The 17,044-nt window shown below is 68.9% G+C and carries 13 protein-coding genes; 2 read left to right on the plus strand and 11 right to left on the minus strand.

Annotated elements, in window-relative coordinates; translation table 11 throughout:
• Window positions 1-105 precede the first annotated feature (105 nt).
• Window positions 106-1,578 (plus strand): glucose-6-phosphate dehydrogenase, encoded by a 1,473-nt coding sequence (zwf, locus tag HQ325_RS06530; protein WP_222627443.1) that lies wholly within the window; start codon window positions 106-108, stop codon window positions 1,576-1,578.
• Between the two features lie 9 nt (window positions 1,579-1,587).
• On the opposite strand, the gene HQ325_RS06535 is transcribed toward zwf, so the two are convergent.
• The 10 genes from HQ325_RS06535 to HQ325_RS06580 all read right to left on the minus strand — a co-directional run bounded on the left by HQ325_RS06535 (window position 1,588) and on the right by HQ325_RS06580 (window position 14,051).
• Window positions 1,588-2,793, minus strand: a complete 1,206-nt coding sequence (locus HQ325_RS06535; protein WP_308014281.1) for a lipase family protein — start codon at window positions 2,791-2,793, stop codon at window positions 1,588-1,590.
• A gap of 6 nt (window positions 2,794-2,799) precedes the next feature.
• Complete coding sequence (locus tag HQ325_RS06540; protein ID WP_222627445.1) at window positions 2,800-4,092, minus strand: hypothetical protein; 1,293 nt, start codon at window positions 4,090-4,092, stop codon at window positions 2,800-2,802.
• Window positions 4,079-5,191, minus strand: coding sequence for a glycosyltransferase (locus HQ325_RS06545; protein ID WP_222627447.1), 1,113 nt, complete (start codon window positions 5,189-5,191; stop codon window positions 4,079-4,081). Before HQ325_RS06545 ends, HQ325_RS06540 begins: the two co-directional genes overlap by 14 nt.
• A complete protein-coding gene (locus HQ325_RS06550) occupies window positions 5,178-6,521 on the minus strand; it encodes a hypothetical protein (protein WP_222627449.1) in 1,344 nt (447 codons plus the stop codon). The genes HQ325_RS06545 and HQ325_RS06550 overlap by 14 nt, the downstream gene beginning before the upstream one ends.
• 211 nt (window positions 6,522-6,732) lie before the next feature.
• Complete coding sequence (locus HQ325_RS06555; protein WP_222627451.1) at window positions 6,733-7,818, minus strand: glycosyltransferase family 4 protein; 1,086 nt, start codon at window positions 7,816-7,818, stop codon at window positions 6,733-6,735.
• The gene (locus tag HQ325_RS06560) at window positions 7,815-9,335 is read right to left on the minus strand and encodes a flippase (protein WP_222627453.1); all 1,521 of its coding nucleotides are present in this window, start codon (window positions 9,333-9,335) and stop codon (window positions 7,815-7,817) included. Before HQ325_RS06560 ends, HQ325_RS06555 begins: the two co-directional genes overlap by 4 nt.
• The gene (locus tag HQ325_RS06565; protein WP_222627454.1) at window positions 9,335-10,387 is read right to left on the minus strand and encodes a glycosyltransferase family 1 protein; all 1,053 of its coding nucleotides are present in this window, start codon (window positions 10,385-10,387) and stop codon (window positions 9,335-9,337) included. Before HQ325_RS06565 ends, HQ325_RS06560 begins: the two co-directional genes overlap by 1 nt.
• The gene (locus HQ325_RS06570; RefSeq protein ID WP_222627456.1) at window positions 10,297-11,670 is read right to left on the minus strand and encodes an O-antigen ligase; all 1,374 of its coding nucleotides are present in this window, start codon (window positions 11,668-11,670) and stop codon (window positions 10,297-10,299) included. Before HQ325_RS06570 ends, HQ325_RS06565 begins: the two co-directional genes overlap by 91 nt.
• Window positions 11,671-11,689: 19 nt before the next feature.
• Window positions 11,690-13,060 (minus strand): sugar transferase, encoded by a 1,371-nt coding sequence (locus tag HQ325_RS06575; protein WP_222627458.1) that lies wholly within the window; start codon window positions 13,058-13,060, stop codon window positions 11,690-11,692.
• 271 nt (window positions 13,061-13,331) lie between these two features.
• The gene (locus HQ325_RS06580; protein ID WP_222627460.1) at window positions 13,332-14,051 is read right to left on the minus strand and encodes a GAF domain-containing protein; all 720 of its coding nucleotides are present in this window, start codon (window positions 14,049-14,051) and stop codon (window positions 13,332-13,334) included.
• Between the two features lie 244 nt (window positions 14,052-14,295).
• Between HQ325_RS06580 and HQ325_RS06585 the strand changes: the two genes are divergently transcribed.
• The gene (locus tag HQ325_RS06585; RefSeq protein WP_261777705.1) at window positions 14,296-15,321 is read left to right on the plus strand and encodes a beta-xylosidase; all 1,026 of its coding nucleotides are present in this window, start codon (window positions 14,296-14,298) and stop codon (window positions 15,319-15,321) included.
• A 30-nt stretch (window positions 15,322-15,351) separates the two neighbouring features.
• Here HQ325_RS06585 and HQ325_RS06590 read toward each other — a convergent pair whose 3' ends face one another.
• Window positions 15,352-16,848 carry an HNH endonuclease signature motif containing protein gene (locus HQ325_RS06590; RefSeq protein ID WP_222627462.1) on the minus strand — a complete coding sequence of 499 codons (1,497 nt, stop codon included), beginning with the start codon at window positions 16,846-16,848 and terminating at the stop codon, window positions 15,352-15,354.
• Window positions 16,849-17,044 lie beyond the last annotated feature (196 nt).

The following is a 17,044-nucleotide window of genomic DNA, read 5'->3' on the forward strand; positions in this document are numbered from 1 at the left end:
CTAAATCGGGCAGCGCGACGACACGGCGCTGACCACCACGGTAGCGCGTGTGTCCCGCTCACCCCCGCCGAGCGGTGGAGTGGGTTCGATGGAAGCATCGCGGGCATGACCACGACTCGCCGCCGATCCTCCGTCCCGGACGCGTTGCCGCCACAGGTGGTCGTCCTCTTCGGTGCCACCGGGGATCTGGCCAAACGCAAACTGCTGTCCGGAATGATGCACCTCGTCCTGTCCGAACTGGCGCCGCGGATGCGCGTCGTCGGTACGTCTTTGCAGGAGATGTCGTCGGACGAGTTCCGGGCGATGGCGAAGGAGGCCGTCGAGCAGTTCTCCACGCGCACACCGACGGACGACGAGTGGGACCGCTTCGCGGCTCGCCTGACCTACGTGCCCCAGACCGCCGGTCCGCAGGCGTTGTCGGACGCGGTCGCGGCGGCGGAGAAGGAACTCGGCAGTGGGGTGGGACAGCCGGGGGTGCAGCGGCTGCACTACCTGTCGGTACCGCCGTCCGCAGCGCTCGCCGTCATCGACATGCTCTCCGAGGCGAAGTTGGTGGAGCGGGCCCGCATCATCATGGAGAAGCCGTTCGGCACCGACCTCGCCAGCGCGGTCGCACTCAACGCGGCTGTGCACGAGACCTTCGCCGAGGAGCAGATCTTCCGCATCGACCACTTCCTCGGCAAGGAGCCGGCGCAGAACATCCTCGCGTTCCGCTTCGCCAACGGTCTCTTCGAGCCGATCTGGAACCGCACGTTTATCCAACACGTGCAGATCGACGTGCCCGAGACCCTCGGACTGGACGGTCGCGCCGGCTTCTACGAATCGACGGGTGCCTTCAAGGACATGGTGGTGACCCACCTGTTCCAGGTGTTGGCCTTCACGGCCATGGAGCCGCCCACCGCGCTGGAACCCGAGGCGATCAAGGAGGAGAAGAACAAGGTCTTCCGCTCCATGCTTCCCCTCGATCCGCGGAACGTCGTGCGCGGCCAGTACTCCGGCTACCGGAGCGAGAAGGACATCGCCCCCGACTCGGACACCGACACCTTCGTCGCGCTGAAGTGCCACATCGACAACTGGCGGTGGGCGGGCGTGCCGTTCTATCTCCGTACCGGCAAGAAGCTGGCCGAGGGGCAGCGCATCATCTCGATCGCGTTCCGGGAACCGCCCAAGTCGATGTTCCCGGCCGGATCCGGTGTCGGAGCCCAGGGCCCGGACCACCTGACCTTCGACCTCACCGACTCGTCCAAGGTGTCGCTGTCCTTCTACGGCAAGCGGCCGGGCCCCGGTATGCGTCTGGACAAGCTCAGCATGCAGTTCGCGTTGCACGAGACCGACAGTGCCGCAGACGTTCTGGAGGCGTACGAGCGGCTGATTCTCGACGCGATGCACGGGGATCACACCCTGTTCACGACGTCGGAGGGCATCGAGCGGTTGTGGGAGGTCTCGGCACCGCTGCTCGAGGACCCGCCGCCCGTGCGGTCCTACGCGCCGGGGTCGTGGGGCCCCAACGCGATCCACAGTCTGGTCGCGCCCGATGCGTGGCGGCTGCCGTTCGAGCGTGAGTGGCGCGGGGAGTGAGCTGGTGAGCTAGCTGCAGGTACTCGGCGCAGGTGTCCCGGCGAATCGGCCGTCCAGCCATTCCGCCGGCGCGCTCCCGAGGTTCAGGATGCCGTGGCCCTGCCCCGGTGCCTCGCGAAGTTCGATGGTGTCGCCGAGCGCGCACGCCCGCTGCACCGCGGCCACGGTCCACTCCGGGAGCGCGAGTCGGTCCAGTTCTCCGTAACCGACGAACATCGGTGCCGTCGCCGGGGCGCCCGGTACTGCGGCCGCGGAGAGCCACGCGCGCAGGCGATCTGCGGCTGCTCGATCCACCGGTGCGTAGTCCGCCGGCGTGACCGACTCGACGATCAGGCTCTCGAGTCCGTCGTTCTCACCCTCGCAGGCGGCGAAGACGTCCCGGCGTTCGTACAGCACGCCGCGGAGGTAGTCGGTCACCTGGAGGTCGGGGTGCGCGACGGAGAGTCCTGTCAGAACCGACGGCAGCAGGGCGATCTGTTCCGTGGTCAGGGTCCCGGCGACCATCGCGTCCACCATGGGGCTCAGATCGGTCGCGGGGGACATGCTGATGGTGCCGACGAGACGGAGTCCTGCGCCGTAGTCGCCGGCCCGTTCGTTCGCGGCCCACACCGCCTGTCCACCCTGGGAGACGCCGTAGCCGATCCACGAGTCGGACGTCGCCGGTTCCACCTCTCGCGCCGCGCGCACCGCGTCGATCACGTTGTTGCCGGCCGTGGCGGCGTCGAGGTACGGGTGCGGCCCCGGTGTGCCCAGACCCTCGTAGTCGGACATCGCGACGACGTAGCCGTTGGCGAGGAACGGGATCACGGTGGTGAGCGATCCGAGCAGCCCGATGTGGGTGGACGGCGCGCACCGACTGTCGGTGCCGGTGGTCGCGTGGCCGAGGGAGACCACGGGCCACCCGCCGGCCGGTGGGTCGCCGCGAGGAACGAGGACCAGCCCGCTCACCTCGGTGGCTGCACCGTCGATGCCGGAGGTCGAGCGGTAGAGCACCGTCTTCGACGCCGCGGTCAGCGCGGCGAGTGCGGGGTAGCCGGCGAAGTCGCGGGGAGTGGCCAGGAGCGAGCCGGCGGCGACGTCCGCGGGCGAGTCGGCTGCCGTCTCGGTGTCCGACTGTCCCGGCATAACGGTGCAGCCCGCACAGAGGACGATCAGCACCGACAGCCAGGTCAGCGCAGCGTGGCGGCGCGCGGTGGTCGTCCCGTGCGCGGCCACCGCACGTCACTCGCCGTCGGAGCGCAGGTCGGCCGTGTTCTGCTGCAGCAGCGCGACGGGATCGGCACACGCGCGAGCGAGGGCACGGTCGACGATCTCGGTCTCGATCATGCCGCTGCAGAACGATGCCGAGTACGTCCGCGCACCCTGGACCTGAGAGACCAGGATCGAGATGCCGTCCGGACCGTCGGGTTCGAGGGAGGCCGTCATCTGACGGGGTCGCCCGTCGTCGAGCCAGGGAAGGTGGTCGTAGCACGACAGCGTTCCCAGGTCGCTCACCGCGAGACGCGGTCGGTCGGGAACCGTGACGACGTCTTCGCTCGGCGCCGGTGCCGGGGCTGTCCTGTGCCCCTCGAGAGTTGCTCGCGCATCGGCCATTCCGAGCACGGCGATGGGCCAACCCGAGTCGATGACCTGCTTCATGACCCCGGCGACGTCACCGGGCGTCGGCAGCACGGGCAGGCGTACCGGGATACCGATCGCGAAGTTGCCGTGTTCGGCGCGGTGCTTCTCGTCGAGGTATCGGCGGCAGTTGAACAGGATCATGACGTGCTCGTCCAGCGCCACACCCTCGGCGCGCAGCGCGGCGACCATCAGGGCGACGGACACGGACGCTCCGGTCGCGCCGGGTGCGTTCGCCTTCGACCACGACCGCAGTTCCGCGACCCGCTCGGGACGCATGTAGGCCGCGCGGGTGGTCTTCGTCGATTCCCAGTGCTCGATGCGGCGGGTCGGAACCCCGTCGGTCGGTGCATCGCGCCGCTTGTGGACGGCGCGCAGGCGCCGGAGGTCCTGCAGGGCCCGAGGGTGGGACCGGTAGTGGCGTCGCAGTGCGCTCCACGTCGCGTTTCTCGGCAGGGACGGAGCCATACTGCGAGCGAATGCGAAGCCGGGGTCGCTCGCAGCGGCGCCGACGAGAAGAACGCCGAGCTGCCCGTCGCCCACTCCGTGCGAGTAGTGGACCACGGCGTAGTCACCGCACAGCACGATCTCCACGGGAGCCCGCACACCGTCGCGGGTACGCACGCGATCCATCAGCTCACCGAGGTCGTCGGTGGCCAGATCGGGCCTGCTGGTGACGGCGGTGCCGGCGCCGATGTCGGTGCGGTAGGCCCAGTTCCGTCGGTCCGAGCGGGGATCGAGACGGATGCGGGAGGTGGGGGACGCGCTCTCCGCCGCGGCGAGCATCGCCCGCACGGCGTCGACGTCGAGACCTGCCGTCGGACCGACGACGGCCAGGGTCTGCGCGGACGCGAAGGTGCGGTCGAGTTCGGTCGACGGGTACTCAGACTGCGGCATCGATCACCTCCTGCATCCGTGAGCGGAAGTTGGCTCGCGAGAAGCCTTCCGCCCAGACGCGGATCTGCGCTCGATCGAACTGGGCCGGATCGAACGTCTTCATGGCGTCGGCGAAACCGGTGACGATCTCGTCGTCGGTACCGGGCTGCACGTGCAACCCGGTGGTGCCGTGGATGACCGAATCGACGGCACCGCCCTCACCGAGCGCGATGACCGGGGTGCCGGTGGCCATGGACTCGACGGGAACGATGCCGAAGTCCTCGATACCGGGCATCAGCAGTGCGCGCGTGGAGCGGTGGAGCTCGAGCAGCTTCTCGTGCGAGACCCGACCGAGGAACACCGTCTTCGGTCCGGCGAGGGCGCGGCACTGCTCCATCGCGCGACCGTCGCCGGCGACGATGAGGGGTACGTCCGCCAGGGCTGCCGCGCGGATGGCGATGTCGGGACGCTTGTAGGGCACCAGACGCCCGGCGAGGAGGAAGAAGTCCTCGCGCTCCACCGTCGGGTCGGGGGTGAAGCCCTCGGTGTCGACGGGTGGGTGCACCACCACGGCGTCGTCTCGTCCCCACCATCGCGAGATGCGGTCCGCGACGGCGGTCGAGTTGGCGACGACGGTGGTCAGACGCGGCGCGGCACCGGTCTCGCAGCGCCGTGCGACGGCCGACAGTGCCGTGAGGATCGCGGCACCTGCGCGGCCGCCGCCCTCACCCGCCCGCAGTTCCGGATCCCACGCCCAGCGCGCCGGACTGTGCACGTAGGCGATGACGGGAGCATCGGTCGCGTGCACGGCCTGTGTCGCGAAGGCGTGGTGGCTGACGACGACGGCCTCGGCGTCCCGCAGCGGCAGACGACGGAACGCCGTCGGCATCAGCGGCAGGACCGGGGCGTAGGACCGCTGACCGATGCCGTTGTAGATCGAGTTGAGCCACGTGGTGCTCGGCGGCGTGGTGAGCCCGGCGGGGGTTCCCTCGGGCCGAGCGATGGGTGCGTAGACCCGGGCGCCCGGCCACTGCAGAGCGAGCTGTTCGACGACGTGCTCGGACCCGGCGATCTCGGTGAAGCGCTCGTGGACGATCGCGATCTTGTCAGTGTCTGGCATTGTGTCCGACCTGTTCCTCGGGGCGCTGGGAAGCCGTGCGTCCTCCCGGAGCGGGATCGGACCGGCGCTTGCGGCCGGACGGTTGCACGACGAGGTGAGTGTGGATGCCGAACGTCCGCAACTGCTTCAGAACTCCCTCGGCAGCTCGGCGGTCATGTCCACCGGACGACAGTAGTACCACCGCTGTCTCGACGTCGTGCACGTCGATGAACGTCCACCACTCGCTCGTGAGGTCGGCCCCGACGAGTGCGTCCGGGTGACGGGGTTGCCCGCCCGCGGACAGGGAGGTGGGAGTCGGATACACGGCGTCGTCGCCGACGAGCACCAGCACGTTCTGCTCCACGCGACCGTGGGCGGCGTGCCGCGCGCCGGCCGAGCGGGTGCCGTTGCCGTTACTGCCGTTCCCGTTCGACGACGGCGCGCCCCGCGTGGATTCCGACACCGACGCGGCCACCGTCGCGGCGACGACCGGCGGCAGGCCCATGGTGACCTTCGGATCGAACTCGGCCTGGTGCTTGCGGGCGACGCGGCGGGCCCAGGCGGGGCGCGGACGTCGCCCGAGTCGACTGCGCAACAACACGATCAGCTCGGCGGCGACGATGAACGCCACCAGCCCGGCGACCGACGCCTCCGAGGCCGGCATGGGTGAGACGGGGGCGGTGCTCTGTTCGGGCACGGCGAGCACCACCAACTGGTTCCCACCGCCCGTGCTCTGCAGCTGGGTCAGCTGGTCGCGGAGATCGGCGAGCGACTGGTCCGAGGCGGTGCGGGCGGGGTCGCCCGGGATGAGCTGGGAGTTGCGTGCCTCCTCGGCGGCGATGGAGGCCTGGACCTGCTCGAGCTGCCCCTGCGCGTTGCGGGCGGCGTTGGCGGACGATGCCTGCGACACCGTCGTCACCGTCGTGCGGGCGACCTCGAGTGCGAGCTCGGGCGAGTCCGCGGTGACGGTGAAGGTGAGCAGGGCCGGCGAGGTTCCCGGCGAGAGCTCGAGGTGCGAGGCGAGCTCACCGGCATCCCATCCGGTGTCCACCTGCGACAGGACCTGATCCAGCACGTCGTTGTCCCCGGCCAGTCCGATGAACGGGGCTCGCAGCTGCTCGATGAACGCGTCGCCGGGAATCACCTCACCGGTCGCCCGGATCTCCGTCACGACGGACGCCGCGTACTGCTTCTCGGTGCCGAACTCGCGTAGGGCGAAGACGCCGGCGCCGACGATCAGCGCGATCACCAGAGCAGGGAGGAACGCACGTCCCAGTTCCCGCATGTGCCCGGCGAGGTCTATCGGCGGAGGTACGTCTCCGCGGTGCACGGGGTCGTCTACGGGCGCCAACCGAATCTCCTCGAGTTGCTGATGCGCGTGCATTCATGCCCGGTCGACGGCATGTCCCATTCGATACTACGCAGGGATGGAGGCCATTCCTGCGTAGTCCAATCACCGTGTGTCACCGTCCGGGAGATCGGTTCGCGAAATGTAGACAAACCGACGCGGTACCCATTCTCGCCGCCTCGACAATGGCCGTTGACCGTTTTCGCGCCGACATTCATGTGGTCAATTCCGTCAACAGTCGGGGAAGCGTGTGCGCGATGTCGTGGCGGGTCGCGACGGTGTCCCGCGCCCGTGCTCCCATGTCCGCGCGCGCCGCGTCGTCGCCGAGCACCCTCCGCAGGGCGTCGGCCAGTGCCGCCGCGTCACCCGGCGGGACGAGCACGCCCTCTCCGCGCGCGAGGAACTCGGTGGGACCGCCGTGATCGGTCGCCACCACCGGCACCCCGTGGGACATGGCCTCGAGGACGGACAGGGGTCCCGCCTCGGGGAGAACACTGGCCGACACCACGACGTCCCACTGTCGCAGCACGCTGTCCGGATCGACGTGTCCGAGGAAGCGGACACGACCCGCGAGATCGGGACGTGCTGCGCGCGTGTGCAGTTCGTCGACGTACGCCTGGTCACCGGAGAAGCTGCCGCCCGCCAGTTCGACCACCACGTCGTCGAGCGTGGCGACGGCGTCGAGCAGGACGAGGTGCCCCTTCCACGGGGTGAGCAGAGCGAGCATGCCCACGACGGGCGGCGCATGGGTGGGAGCAGCGAAGTCCTCCACGGGCCACGGCACGCCGTAGGGCACGATCTCCACCTCGATGCCCAGGTCGCGCACCGGCGCCGCCGCGGCGGACGTGCACGCGACGGCGCGGCGTACGACGGCTCGACTCGCCGACGCGACGGCGCGCTGGCGTCCCGCGGCGATCGCGTCGTGCACCAGCCACGCGACACCGTGCGGCGGCCGAGCCAGTCGGGCTGCGGGCAGGGCGAACAGCGAGTTGACGACGGTGTGGGTCGCCGGCCGTCGCGTCACCGCACGCAGCGTCCGTGCGGCGGACACCCACCGTGCCGCCATTCTCGCCGCGGCGCCGATACGGGCGAGGCCGTGCTCTCCGCCCAGGCCCAGCTCGGGGATCGTGACGTGCGCCGCGGCCTCGGGCAGCGCCTCGGACAACGCTCCGACGGGACAGACGACGGTGACGCCGCCGGGCCCCCGCAGTGCCTCGGAGACGAGCGCCAGCAGCATCTTCTCGGCACCCGAGATGTTCGCGGTGTGCGCGACGAAGACGGTGGTGCGATCCGGAGTCACGAGGCGACCTCCGGGGCAGGAGAGTTGCTGCGCGAGTCGCGCCTGGACAGGAGGAACCCGCACGCGGCGACCAGGAGCGCCGCGACGACCGAGATCAGGAACCACAGAGAGGGTGCCGCGTCGACCAGCAGGGTCGCTCCGACCGTCACCACGGCCGTCACGACGGCGAGAACGAGGATCGGCGACACGGCGAGCAGCCCCGACATGGGCATGCTGCGCTCGATCACGACCCACAGCATGATCACCGTGACACCGAACGTGACGACGGTGGCGATGGCGGATCCGTTGTAGGACAACCGCGGGATGAGCGCGACGTTGAGGCCGATGTTGAGCGCGAGGCCGAACAGCGCGACGAGCGGGTAGTGCCGCTGCATTCCCGCGGAGGCGAGCAGGAAGATGCCGAGCAGGATGAGCGACATGATCGCGGCACCGAGGACGAGGAGCCGTGCCGCGTCGGAACCGGGAGCGAAGCGCTCGCCGTAGAGCAGGCGGATGAGCGGCTCGGCAGAGGGCCAGAAGCCGGCGACGGCGACGGCGCCGAAGGTCGCGAAGTACAGTCCCGCGGAACGGGATCGGGCGCGGAACGTGGCCGTCTCGCTCGGCCAGGCCGCCACGAGGAGGGTGCTCACCGGCGCCACGGCGGCCAGCGCGATGGTGTCCATCATGTCGGAGAACTTGTAGCCGATGGAGTACAGGCCGACCGCGTCGAAGGTGTCGAGAAGGCTCAGCATCAGGACGTCGATCTTCAGCATCGCGATGGTCAGCGCGAAGCCGATCGCGAGGGGAATCGCCTCGCGGAGGTAGGCACCCCACCGGTGGACGTCGATGTGACGGGACGGGCGCAGCCCCACCGACCGCCGCCGCACCGCGAGACCCTTGCCGACCGCGCGGAACGCCTCGTTCAGCACCGCCGGCAGCACGAAGATCAGCAGCACCGGCGCGAAGACGGCGGCGAGGATGGTGAGCACCAGTTGCAGGCCCTGACCCAGGCTCTCGATGACCGCGACCAGCAACAGTCGATGGCGAGCCTGGAACAGCACGGAGAGCGCGTGGGACGGCGTCGCGAACACCACGACGAGGCCGCCCAGCGCGGTCGCCGCGATCACCTCACCCGGGTACTGCAGCACCACGACGTAGCCCACGGCGAGGACGTACCCCACGAGTCCGAGAACGGTGCGCAGTGCGAGGAACGACGATGCGGTGCGGCCGATCTCGTCGGCATCGTCGTCCATCAGCCGGGCCAGGACGACGCGACCGACGCCGAGGTCGGTGACGACGGACATGAGTCCGAGCAGCGCGAAGACGAAGCTGAACTGGCCCCATCCCTCGGGGCTCAGCGAGCGGGCCACGATGACGCTGCCCACCCAGCCGAGTCCCGCCACGATCACCCGAGAGATCAGCACCGCCGCGGTCGCCCGCGCCGCCGCCTTCGGATCGGCGGCGAGCGCGCGATAGTCGGGTGCTGTGGTCTCAGGTCCAGGGGTGACGGCACCCTCGACGGTGATGTCGTCGTCCATCAGAGCAGGCCTGCGTCCCGGTAGGCGTCGGCGGTGCGCTGGGCGGTCCGGGCCCACGTCAGGTCGGCCATCGCGTGCAGGGCCTCGGTCACCAGGTCCGCCCGCGCGGTCTCGTCGAACATCAAGGGGCTCAGTGCCTCCGCCCAGTGGTCGACCCGCTCGTCGTCGAGCAGCACCGCACCCTTGCCGACCACCTCGGGCAGGGCTCCCACCGCGCTCGCGACCACGGCGCCGCCGCACGCCATCGCCTCCACCGGGGGCAGGCCGAAACCTTCGTAACGCGACGCGTACGCGGTGACGGTCGCTGCCGCGTACAGCGCGGGCAGATCCTCCACGTCGACGTAGCCGAGCCCGTTCGCGTAGCGAGGTGCGTCCGGGCCGGTGGACCCCGCGCCCGCCAGGAAGAAGGGCACGCCGAGCTTCTCGGCGGCGTCGGCGACCAGCTGCACGTTCTTGCGCGGCTCCACGGTGCCCACCTGCATGACGAAGCGTTCGGGCAGACCGTACTTCGCGCGCACGGTCTCCACCGCGCCGTCCTCCGGCGGCGTGGCCCACGCGGCCGGCGCGAGTTCGACGACCGCGGCGTCGCGGCCGCTGACGGCCTTGATGCGGTCGGCGGTGAACTGCGAGACGGCGATCAGCAGATCGGCCTTGCGCAGCGAGCGTCGGACGAGGCGCTGTTCGCCGGCGGCGCGGAAGCGACTCGACGCCGAGGGCATGTCGATGACCGAGATGTCGTGCACCGTGGCGACGGTGGCACCCCGGCCGACGAGGGGAAGGTCGACGTCGAGACCGTGGACCACGTCGTGCGGCCCGACCGGGAGTGCACCGAGCACCGCGCGGACGGCGCCGCCGGACACCGGCCGGGGGAGCGCGTCGACGCCTGTCGGCAACTCGCCGATCGCGTCCTTCTGGACGACGGCGGCGAGGTCCGTTCCGGGGAGACGGCCGGGCAGCTCCCTCAGGAGCTCGCGGATGTATGTCTGGACGCCGCTGCCGCCGGGACGGAGGGCGAGGGCCCCGAAGACGATTCGTGTTGTGCTGCTGCGCATCCCACAACTCCTAACAAGAGCCAGAAATAGACGTCGATAGGGAAGATCTCGAAATAGGTGGCCACCAGCGACGCGAACATCGCCGCCACGATGGAGGCGCCGACACCGAGTGTCAGCGCGCCGTCCTGACCGGGGAGGGTGCGCGAGAGTCGCGTGCACCAGATCAGAGCGGTCACCAGGAGTGCGATGACGGCCCACAGTCCGATGGGACCGAGTTCGAGTGCCGTCTTCACGTAGTAGTTGTCGGGCTGGTAATTGGTTGACAGCCCTTGTGATCCGGTGATGTTCTCACCCGCGGCGGACGAGATCCGGTCCGCTGCGGCGCCACTCGACCCGAGCCCCTCGCCGAGCCAGTGTGTGCGCACCTTCTCGATGACCTCGTTCCACCGACCGCCGCGTTCGTTCAGGCTGCTCGACGAGAAGAACACCGACGTGATCTTGGGGACGAACGGCAGGATCGCGCCGACGAGCGCCGCCATGATCACGAGCAGGCCGCCGAGTGCGCGGAACCGGATGATGGTCATGTAGATCAGCCCGACCGCGAGTCCGAGCAGAGCCGCACGCACGATGGCGCTCGACATGGCGACCACCATGACCGGGCTCGCGCACAGGAACAACAGGTTGCGTCGACGCATGGGATTCGCCAGCGCCACGGCTCCGCCGACGAGCAGCGACAGCATCACGTAGAGCCCGAACGGGAACGGCAGATTGAACGTACTGAACGTGCGGAGCAGGCCGCCGGACGTGCGGACCTGAGTGCCGTACTCGTACCCCAGTGCCACCAGCGCCGCCGGTCCGGCGAGCAATTGGGCGATGCCGACGAGGGACGTGAACGCTCCCATGCCCATGAGAATGGTGACGAGGTGGTCCCGGTCGCGGGCGTCGAACGGTGCGAGCCACAGGATCGCCACCAGCAGCAGGTAGAAGAACGTCACCTTGATGCCGACGAAGCCGATGACACCGAACGACAGCAGTGCCGACGCCGTCCCGAACACCAGGAACAGGGCTGCGGCCGGCCACCAGGGCATCAGCAGTGTCGGGCGCCGCACGCCGAGCGCTCGGCTGCGCCGGATCCAGGCGCTGCCGAGCGTGAAGATCACCAGGCCCTCCTTCCATCCGGCGACGAAGCCGGGCAGCGGAAGGATGGCGAGGAGACCGTTCAGTGGGACGAACGCAGCCACCAGGAGCACGCCGAGTTGGGGTCGATGAAAGACCGCGCGCGCCACCAGGAACGCGACGATCAGGACGACGACCGCGGCGAGCCCCTCCAGGACGATCAGCATGACGGGACCGCCGACACGGTCAGTCTTCCGCCTTCTTCAGGACGGCCGCGATGGTGAGGAACAGAATCTTGATGTCGAGGGACAGTGACCAGTTCTCGATGTAGTAGTTGTCCCACTCGGCGCGGTCGGCGATGGACGTCTGTCCGCGCAGTCCGTGCACCTGGGCCCACCCGGTGACACCTGCCTTCACCCGGTGGCGCTCGCCGTAGCGGCGGATCTGCATCTCGAACAGATCGACGTACGCGGGGCGCTCCGGTCGGGGACCCACGAGGCTCATGTCGCCGCGGACGACGTTGAGGAGCTGGGGCAACTCGTCGAGCGATGTCTGGCGCATGATCTTGCCGATGCGCGTCCGGCGATCGACACCCTCGACACCGCCCGGTGCGGAGCCCTCGACGCGAGCGAACTCGGCGTCCGATGCGCGCGGCGGGCGCATGGACCTGAACTTCAAGCAGCCGAACGAGTTGCCGTCACGGCCGATGCGCTCCTGGGAGAAGAAGACGGGCCCGGGAGAGCTCGTCTTGACCAGCAGCGCGAGGATCAGGAAGACGGGGGAGAGGACGAGCACACCGAGCCCGGCGAGAGCGCGGTCCATGACGCCCTTGACGACGAACTGCCATCCCTTGGGGTCGGTGTGCGGCAACACCATCAGGGGCAGCCCGCCGAGATGCTCGACGCGGGTACGTACCCCGACGGTGTCGAACAGGCGCGGTACCAACCACACGCGCATACCGTTCGAGTGGGCCGTGCGAATGGCCTTGACCAGACTCTCGGTCGGAACGTCCGAGAACCCGATGACGAGTTCCTCGGCACCCGTCTCGTCGATGGCCTGCGCGAGCTGCGCCGGTGTGCCCATGTAGGGGACGGCCAGTGCTTCGGGAGTGTCCGGCTGCGCATCGACCGCAGGTGCTTTGTCCAGCACGCCCACGGGGTCGAGGCCGTACTCGGGGAACTGGTGCATGCGAGCGGCGAGCTGGTGGGCGATCGGGCCGCCGCCGATGATCAGTGTCGGCGCAGCCGACTTGTGGTTCACCCGCAGGTAGCGCTGGATCGTCGTGCGCACGAACCGCGCCACCGCCACCAGGATGCCCGCGGCGATCCACACGCGGACCATGAAGAGGCCGGGTCGATAGTCCGTGCCGATCACCAGCAGGATCGTCAGCACCAGGAGGGTGGCCATCGCCACGGACGTCTCGACGGGACCGATCTCGTCGAGGAAGTTCCGTCGCAGTCCGCGCCGGTAGAGCGAGCGAGACGCCAGGATGAGCAGGACCAGCGGTACGAACAACCACGGCACCCAGCCGTAATCGATGCCGCCGGTACCCGGCCAGAACCTCGCCACGGCGACCGCCAGGATCGCTGCCGTCGCATCTGCCGCGATGGTGACCATCGTGTGTGCGGGATCGACGCGAAGACGGTCCGCTAATCCACGTTCTTTGGACACCCTCGTGGCAGGGGCGTTGCGTAGCAACGTATCTCGCGATTCCAGTGTTTCGGACACAGGATTCACTCCGTACGGACCTAGTGGTTGACCGACCGAGGTCAACACTAGACCATTCTTGAGTGGTGTCTTCTCAGAATGGTCACGGCGCCATTACGGAAAAGCGACCGATAGACAGGCAAACGGCGCGAAAAGGCAGATCACGCCCGGAATGGTTCGCTCACTCGAAAATACGCTCGCGAACCATCCACGCGATGTCCTTGAGTACCTGTACGTGCCCCGTCGTCCATTGCCGTGGTTCGGCGTCCCAGACGCACAGCGTGCCCACCGCGTGACCGCCGTCGTCCACCAGCGGGATACCGAGGTAGGAGATGAAGGTCTTGTCCAGTACGCCGGGGTGATTCATGAACTTCTCGTCGAGGCGGGCGTCCTCCACCAGCAGGGGCTCACCCAGGGCCACCGTGTGACGGCACATGCCGGCCTCGAGGGGAATCTCCCGGGGTCGCTCCTCCTCCGGTCCGAAACCGACGGCGCTCTTGATGAACTGCCGGTCCTTGTCGATCAGCGAGATCGAGGCGCCGGGCGTGGACAAGGCGTCCGCAGCCATGGTCACGATGCGGTCGTAGGCCGGTTCGGACGGGGTGTCGAGTAGGCCGGTGGCCTCGACGGCGCGGACCCGATCGGGGTCGGTGACGATCGCGGGCATCTCGGATCCTGCGGGCGACGTGGACGCGGGCGTGTCGGGCACGGGATCCGCCGTCGCCTCGAGGCGCTTGAGAAGGTGTCCCAGATCGGTGTCGTCGGCCTCGGCGAGCTCCTTCACCAGGCGTGTCATCACAGCGCGCCGAACATATGCGGGCACCGTCTCGCCGACCCTCACGGCCTGCTGCTCCAGAACCTCGTTCAGGCGGGCGTCGAAGCCGTCGTTTCCCGTCGTCATTTCGCCGATACTAATGCAGGTGTGTACGGGATCGAGCGATGTGGAGAATCATCGTATTCGGAGTCTCGCCTGTGTCCGTTTTGGCTGGTACGCCCCGCGCGGCCACCGCTGTTAGCCTGGCCCGGTGCTCACCGATCGGTCTGTTTCTCGTTCGAGGCCGACTCGGCGCGGAGCCGGTGTCGGCTTTCTTCGGCGGTGTTCTCTGTCGGCCGTCGCTGCCATTCTCGTTCTCGTCGGTGTTCCGATGCAGGCGTCCGGCGCCCCGTCGGGCGACGTGCCGCGGTGCGTCGCGGAATCGGACGGTGTCCGGGTGGGTGGTTCTCCCGGCGGTTCGTTCGGGTTCCTGTCGGACGAGGACCTCGGACGCGAACTCGACATCGCGAAGATCGCCGGCATGTTCTCGGTCCGGATCGACATCGACTGGTCGGTGGTGGAGCCGCAGCCCGGTCGGCGTGACTGGGCGTCGACGGACCGGGTGGTCGACGCCATCATCGCTCGGGGCATGTGCCCGTACGCCATCGTCACCTACGCGCCCGGCTGGGCGCGTGTGGCGACGGCCCGGGATCAGCCCTACGCGCGCCCGGCGAGTCCGGACGTGTTCGCGGCTTTCGCCGCGCTCGCCGCGGAGCGGTACCGAGATCGGATTGCGTTGTGGGAGGTGTGGAACGAGCCGAACATCACGACGTACTTCACGCCGCTACCCGATCCGACGGTGTACGCGCTGATGCTGCGCGCGACGTACCGCGCCATCAAGAAGGTGCTCCCGGATTCGCTGGTGCTCGCCGGCGGCATGGCGCCCGCCGTGAACAACGGCACCAACATCTCGCCGACGGCCTTCCTCTCGTCGCTGTACACCCTCGGAGCGAATCGCTATTTCGATGCCTTCAATGTCCACCCGTACACGTGGCCGTTTCTTCCGAACGATCTGGCGACGGCGCCGTGGAACACCGCGATGGCGATGTGGTCGATGCACGATGTGATGGCCGCCGAGGGTGACGGCGACAAACAGATCTGGATCACCGAGATGGGGGCGCCCACGGGGACCGACGAGAACGCCATGAGCGAGGAGGGGCAGGCCGAGTCCATCGCCATCATGCTCAATGCCCTTCTCGGCAATTCTTGGCTCGGGCCGGCCTATGTGTACAGCCTGCGCGACTCGGGCAGCGACCTGTCCGACACGGAGCAGAACTTCGGAGTGGTACGCCGCGATTTCTCGCCCAAGCCTGCGCTCGCCGAGATCACGGAGTTCACGGCTGAACATTCCGGCTGAGCATCCGGGTTCACCCGTGTCGGGATTCGCTCAGTCGTCCGGCGGCGGCGCGAGGTGCCGTTCGGGAAAGTTCAGGTGGTTCGGGATGCCGTGCCGACCCTCGTCGATGACGGCAGGCGGATGCCACAGCACTGTTCCCGGGTACGGATGACCCGGAGGAGCGATGCTGGTGGCCCACTGGCCGGTGCGTTCGCCGACGAGAGGGTGGTGGACGTCGCACGCCAGCGCGAGATCGTCGATGTCGGTGAGACCGCCCGCCGCCCAGTCGTCGACGTGGTGCGCCTCGCACCGTGACGCGGGGGCCGTGCACCCCGGCCCGGTGCAGCCGCGGTCGCGGGCGAACAGGGCGAGCCGTTGGTCGGTGCTCGCACACCGGCGAGCTCGGGCGAAGTGCAGCGTGCTGCCGCTCGCCCCGTCGAAGACGCGGAGGTAGTGGTGCGCTTCGGCTGCCCGCCGCACCACCTCCGCCACCGGAATCGTGGACCCGGTGGCGGTGAGCCCGAGACCCGCTGCGGCAGTGAGTTGCTCGAGTGACACCGACACGATCACGGACAGCGGTACGCCGCGGTGCTGTCCGTGGCGCCCCGACGACAGCGAGTCCTTCAGCAGGTATGTCAGTGCATCGTGATTGCGCTGGCCGGGGGTGCGGTGATCCCACTCGGCCTCCTGGTCCCGCGCGTCGGTCGGAGCCGGGGCATCGAGATCGACTGCTGCGGGGGCACCCTCGGGAGTGAGGGTTCCCGGTGCCGCGAACTTGGCGAACAACGCCTCGAGGACGGCACGCAGCTCGGGATCGGCGCAGAAGCGGCCGGTCGTCATCGAATCGGGGCCCTGGGGATCGAGTTCGAAGAAGCGCTTCCGGGCGCGGTCACGATCATCAGGCTCCGCGCCGTCGGGATCGAGGTATTCGGTGAGGCGCGTCGCGATGGCCGTGAGTTCCTCCGGCCCGACGGTCCGCGCAAGGTCGGCGAGGGTCTGCTCGGCGGAGTCACGGGTCTCGGCGTCGACTGCATGGGGAAGCTTCTTCAGGAACGAGCGGATGATCGAGACGTGTGCCTCTGCCAGCGCGCCGTCCCGTGCCGCCGAGGCCGTGTGGGGGAGCGGCGGATCCAGCGCCTCGCCCGTCATCGTGGTGCCGGTCCCGAGATCGCGGGCCACGGCGAGCCGGGATGCCGCAGCAGCCGTGGTGATGCGCAGCATGTGGGCCAGCGCATGCGGCACGCCGCTCGCTCCGATGGCACCGAGCACCGAGTCGAAGCCCGAGCCGGCCACCAGGCCGTTGAGCCAGGTGTGTGACGCGCCGGTGAGCAGCCGACGGGTGTTCTCGGCCCCGCACACGAGCGCCAGTCGGTCCTCGCTGGTGAGCGTCGACGCGTCGAGCTCGGCGATGCCCTCGACCGCGGAGGCGAGCTGGGCGAGCAGCGCGCACACGCGAGGATCGTCGACCGGCGCGGCGACAGCAGGCAGCGCGCCGACATGTCGGCCCATCTGCACCTGCCAGGCCGACCCTGGATCCCCCGATTCCATGACCTCAGACTACATGCAATCGAACATATGTTCGATAGTAGATGTCACCAACTGTTTACAGCGAACTGCCCATCGTTCACAGGTGAACGATGGGCAGTCGGTCTGTACGAAGTGTCAGCGTGAACGGTAGCTGTGCGACATCTGGCGTCCCTGGAAGTCCAGGTCGCGTCCGCCGGACAACAGTGCGACCGCGAGT

The sequence above is a fragment of the Rhodococcus sp. BP-349 genome (assembly GCF_019835845.1).
GTDB lineage: Bacteria > Actinomycetota > Actinomycetes > Mycobacteriales > Mycobacteriaceae > Rhodococcoides.